At 63.0% G+C, this 5,182-nt stretch carries 3 protein-coding genes; all 3 read right to left on the minus strand.

Annotation, left to right across the window (positions count from 1 at the left end; genetic code table 11):
- Positions 1 to 2,816, minus strand: a 2,816-nt coding sequence (locus tag M0954_RS20440; RefSeq protein WP_297355186.1) for an efflux RND transporter permease subunit, incomplete at its 3' end; no start/stop codon positions are given.
- A gap of 18 nt (positions 2,817 to 2,834) precedes the next feature.
- Entirely contained in the window at positions 2,835 to 4,127 is a 1,293-nt protein-coding gene (locus tag M0954_RS20445) for an efflux RND transporter periplasmic adaptor subunit (RefSeq protein ID WP_297355188.1), read from the minus strand.
- Between the two features lie 256 nt (positions 4,128 to 4,383).
- Positions 4,384 to 5,106, minus strand: a complete 723-nt coding sequence (locus M0954_RS20450) for a response regulator (protein WP_122154955.1) — start codon at positions 5,104 to 5,106, stop codon at positions 4,384 to 4,386.
- Positions 5,107 to 5,182 lie beyond the last annotated feature (76 nt).

Consider the following 5,182-nt stretch of genomic DNA (forward strand, 5'->3'; position numbering starts at 1 on the left):
TCGGCGTCGAGCGCGAAGTCCACCATCATGATGGCGTTCTTCTTGACGATACCGATCAGCAGCACGATCCCGATGATGCCGATCACGTCGAGATCGCTGCCGGCGATCATCAACGCGAGCAGCGCACCGATCCCGGCCGAGGGCAGGGTGGAGAGAATCGTCACCGGATGGATGAAGCTCTCATACAACACGCCCAGCACGATATACACGGCCACCAGCGCGGCGATCAGCAGGTACACCTCGCTCGAGAGCGAGTCCTGGAACGCCTGCGCCGCGCCCTGCAGCGACGAGGTGATCGACGGCGGCAGATTGACCGCCTGTTCGGCCTCGTGGATCTGCTTCACCGCCGTGCTCAACGACGCATCCTTCGCGAGGTTGAACGAGATGGTGACCGATGGGAACTGCGCCAGATGGCTGATCACGAGCGGCGACTTGACGATCTGGATCTTGGCGATGGCAGACAACGGGACCTGACCGGTGCTGCTGGTCTGGCTCGGCAAGTACAGGTTGCCAAGCGAGCCCACGTTAGGCAGCGATTCCGGCTTGGCGACGAGGATCACGCGGTACTGGTCCGACTGCTGGAAGATGGTCGAGACAATCCGTTGGCCCAGCGCGTCGTAGAGCGCGTTGTCGATGGTCGCCGGGGTGATGCCGAAACGCGCGGCCAGTTGCCGGTTGACTTCGACATTCACGCTCATGCCGTCGGTGTTCATGTCGCTTTGCACATCGGCGAGCGACGGAATCTTCTGCAGGCGCGCAATCAGTTCAGGCACGTACTTCTGGAAGGCCTGCTGGCTCGGTCCGCGCAGCACGAAGCTGTACTGGTTCGGCGAAACCGTGGTGTCGAGCGTCAGATCCTGCTCCGGCTGCATAAAGAGCTTGATGCCGGGCACATTGGCGACTTCCGTCTGCAGGCGCCGCGCGATTTCCTGCGCGGTGTCCGAACGCTTGTCGTGGTCGCGCAGATTGATCAGGAAGCGGCCATTGTTGAGCGTGGAGTTGGTGCCGTCGATTCCCACATACGAGGTGAGGGAGACCACATCGGGATCCTTCAGGATCTGATCGGCGAGCGCGCTCTGGCGTGTCACCATCGCCTTGTAGGACACCGAGTTGTCGGCCACGCTGATGCCCTCGATTACGCCGACGTCCTGCACCGGGAACAGGCCCTTCGGAATCACGATGTACAGAACGGCGGTCAGCACAAGGGTGAGGACGAACACCAGAAGCGTGAGCACCTGGTGATCGAGCACCCAGCGCAGGCCCTTGTCGTAGGCGGCGAGTGTCTTGTCGAAGAGGCCTTCGCTAATCCGCTCGAAGCGGCTCGGATGGCGTTCGGCCTGGGCACGCAAGAGCCGCGCGCACAGCATCGGCACGACAGTCAGCGAGACCACGGCCGACAGCACGATGGTGACCGCGAGCGTCACCGCGAATTCGCTGAAGAGGCGCCCGATCACACCGCCCATGAAGAGCAGCGGAATCAGCACGGCGATCAGCGAGATGGTGAGCGAGAGAATCGTGAAGCCGATCTGCCCGGCGCCTTCGAGTGCCGCTTCCAGTGGCGTTTTGCCTTCTTCCAGATAGCGCACGATGTTCTCGATCATCACGATCGAGTCGTCGACCACGAAGCCGGTCGCGATGATCAACGCCATCAGCGAGAGGTTGTCGATCGAGTAGTTCAACTGGTACATCACGGCCAGCGTGCCGATCAACGATACCGGCACCGAGATGCTCGGGATGATCGTGGCCGGCACGTTGCGCAGGAACACGAAGATCACCGCCACCACCAGCACGATGGCGAGTATCAGTTCGATGGCTGCGTCGGAGACCGACGAGCGGATCACGCCGGTACTGTCCGAGACAACCGTGACCTTCATGCCTGCCGGCAGCGTCGATTCGAGCTGCGGCAATTCCTTCATGATCTGGTTGACGGTAGCGATCACGTTCGCGCCCGGCTGGCGCTGCACGTTGAGCACGATCGCGGGCGTGCCGTTATACCAGGCGCCGCGCTCGACGTCCTGGGCGGCCGAGGTCACGCGGGCGACGTCGCGCATGAACACTGGCGAGCCGTTCTGGTAGGCGATCACCGTGTTCAGGTAGTCCTTCGGATCGGAGATCTGGTCGTTGCCGTTGATCGTGTAGTCGAGGTCCGGACCGTCGAAATTACCCTTCGGCTGACTGACGTTGACGAAGCTGAGGAGGGTGCGCAGATCGTCGATATTCAGGCCGTAGGCGGCCAGCTTTTGCGGGTCGGCTTCGACCCGGATGGCCGGCACGTTGCCGCCACTGGTGGTCACGACACCCACGCCCGAGACTTCCGAGATCTTGGTGCCGAGGCGGTTGTTGGCGGCGTCCTCGAGTTGCGTGAGCGACATCGAGCTGGAGGTGACCGCGAGCGTCAGGATCGGCTGGTCGGCCGGGTTGACTTTGGCGTAGGTCGGCGGCGCGGGCAGGCCGGCCGGCAGGAAGCTGTTGGCCGCGTTGATGGCCTGCTGGACGTTCTGCTCGGCGACGTCCAGGTTCAGCGACAGGTCGAACTGCAGCGTGATGACCGAGGCGCCATCCGAACTGTACGAGGTCATCTGCTGCAGGCCTGGGATCTCGCCCAGTTGCACCTCGAGTGGCGCGGTCACCGTGGTGGCCATTACGTCCGGACTCGCGCCCGGATAGAAGGTCTGCACCTGGATAGTCGGATAGTCGACGTTAGGCAGCGAAGAGACCGGCAGCACGCGTACCGCGACGAGGCCAACCAGCACCATGGCGATCATCAGCAGCAGCGTAGCTACGGGTCTAAGAATAAACAGACGGGAGATATTCATCGGCGAGTGGATCCGCGTCTACGAAGCTGCGTCGGCGGAGGCGGCGCTTGCCCCCGAGGCACCGCTTTGGCCGTGCTTATGATGGCCATGGGCGCCGCTCGCGGCTCCCGCTGCCGCGGCCGATGACGAGTCCGCGTCCGAAGCTGATGCTGCGCTGCCCGAGGCGGGCTTTGCGGCAGCCGCCTTGATCGGCGCGCCATCGCTCAGCCGGTCGGTGCCGTCCGTCACGACGATGTTGCCAGCCGAGAGCCCCGCTGTAATGACCGTGTTCTTGCCGTCGCTCGGTCCGAGCGTGACCTTATGGACGGAGACCGTGTTGTTGGCATTCACGAGATACACGTAGTCGCCAGGCGCGCCCGTCTGCACGGCCGGGGTCGGCACCAGCACGGCATTCTGCATCGTATCGACCAGCAGCTTGACGTTGACGAACTCGTTGGGGAACAGCACTTCGTCGTCATTGGCGAAGGTGGCCCGCAAGGTGACCGTGCCAGTGGCCGTGGCCATCTGGTTGCTCGCCGCGTACAGCGTGCCGACAGCGATCTGCTTCGAGTTGTCGCTGCTGAAGGCGGTGACCGGCAGGCTGGCGCCCGAACCCATGCGTTGCAGCACCGCGGCGAGCGAGTCCTGTGGCACGGTGAACTGCACCGTGGTGGGCTTCATCGTCGTGATGACGACGATGCCCGGCGAGGACGAAGCCGTGACGTAGTTGCCCGGATCGACGAGGCGCAGGCCGACGCGTCCGGAAACCGGCGCGGTGATATGGCAGTAAGCGAGGTCGAGCTGGAATTGCGCGATGTTCGCCTGATCCGACTTGACCGTGGCCTCATCCTGCTGGACGAGGAACTGCTGGTCGACAAAGGTCTGCTCGGCGATCGACTTGTGCTCGTTCAACTGTTCAAAACGCGCGAGATCGGAGCGAGCCTGGGCGAGCGAGGCCTTGTCCTTCGCGAGCGCCGCCTGGGCCTGCTGCAAGTCGATCTCATACTGACGCGGATCGATCTGGGCGAGGAACTGGCCTTTCTTGACGTCCTGGCCTTCCTGATAGCCGACTTCAGTCAGGTAGCCGCTCAGTTGCGGCAGCACAGTCACGGTTGCGGTAGGCGTTACGGTGCCCAGTTCGCTCAGGGTCACGGGCATCGAGCCGAGGGTCGCGTTGGCAACGGTCACCACTTGCGGGGCCGCGCCGCGGGCGGGTTTCTTCTGCCCGAGGATGTGCATAACCACGAGCGCGACCAGCGCCAGCACTATGACCGCGACCAGGATGATCCTGACGCGCGAGCGCTTGGGCTGCGTGGACACGGCTTCGCTCATATCAATCTCCGAAAACGGGTGTTGCGTTTGATGATAGGTCTGGCCTGGCCAACGTGGGCAAGGCCGGCAAGAACTACTCGCGCCTGTTTGCGCAACCGGTTCAATTGTCCGGTTAGCGGCCGCAGGCCAAGGTGAAAAAGAGAGATTTTCCACAACTGCGGAAAAGTGCCACGTTTACTGCGCGTTGTCACCATCCAACGATCCCTTTCTTTCTGTTTGATGAAGACGGCAGCCAAAGCCGGCGAAAAGCCCCGGCTCATGAAGACCCTGGCTGCGGCGTGCCCTCGGGCACGAACAGATAACCGCGGCCGCGCACCGTCTGAATGAAGCGCGGCGCGGAGGGATCGGCTTCGAGGATGCGGCGCAGGCGCCACACCTGCACGTCGATGCCGCGGTCGGTGCCGTCGTATTCCGGACCGTGCAGCAGCTCGATCAGGCGTTCGCGGGTCAGCGCATGCATCGGATTGTCGACGAACACGCGCAATAACGCGAACACGCTATCCGCCAGCATCAGCGGGCGGCCACGTTGCATCAGCGTGCGCGACTGAAAGTCGAGCGTAAAGGCGCCGAAGGCAAACGGCTCGCGCTGTTCGGGCGCCGCTGCCGAGGGCTGCGTGCGGCGCCGCAGCACAGCCTGCACGCGGGCGAGCAACTCGCGCGGATTAAACGGTTTGGCGAGAAAATCGTCTGCGCCCAGTTCGAGACCTTTGATTCTATCCGCGGCGTCGGCCTTCGCCGTCAGGATGATGACCGGAATGTCGTCGCCGGTGGCGCGCAGTTTGCGCAGCGCGGTCAGGCCATCGATGTCCGACATCATCAGGTCGAGGACGATCAGATCGGGACGTTCGCGTTCGAGCCGACGCTCGAGCGAACTCGCGTCGTGCAGCACAGAGACCTCAAAGCCCACTTCGCCCAGATAGATGCGCAACAGGTCGCGCAGATCGGCGTCATCGTCGACAACCAGAATTTGAATAGCCATGCGCAGGAGTTTAATGTGCCGAGGCCCGCTTGCCGTGCCCTGCAGCCTTCAAAGACATTGCGAGGAGTTACGGAGA

The sequence above is a fragment of the Paraburkholderia sp. genome, assembly GCF_026225065.1.
In the GTDB taxonomy this organism is placed as follows: Bacteria; Pseudomonadota; Gammaproteobacteria; order Burkholderiales; family Burkholderiaceae; genus Paraburkholderia.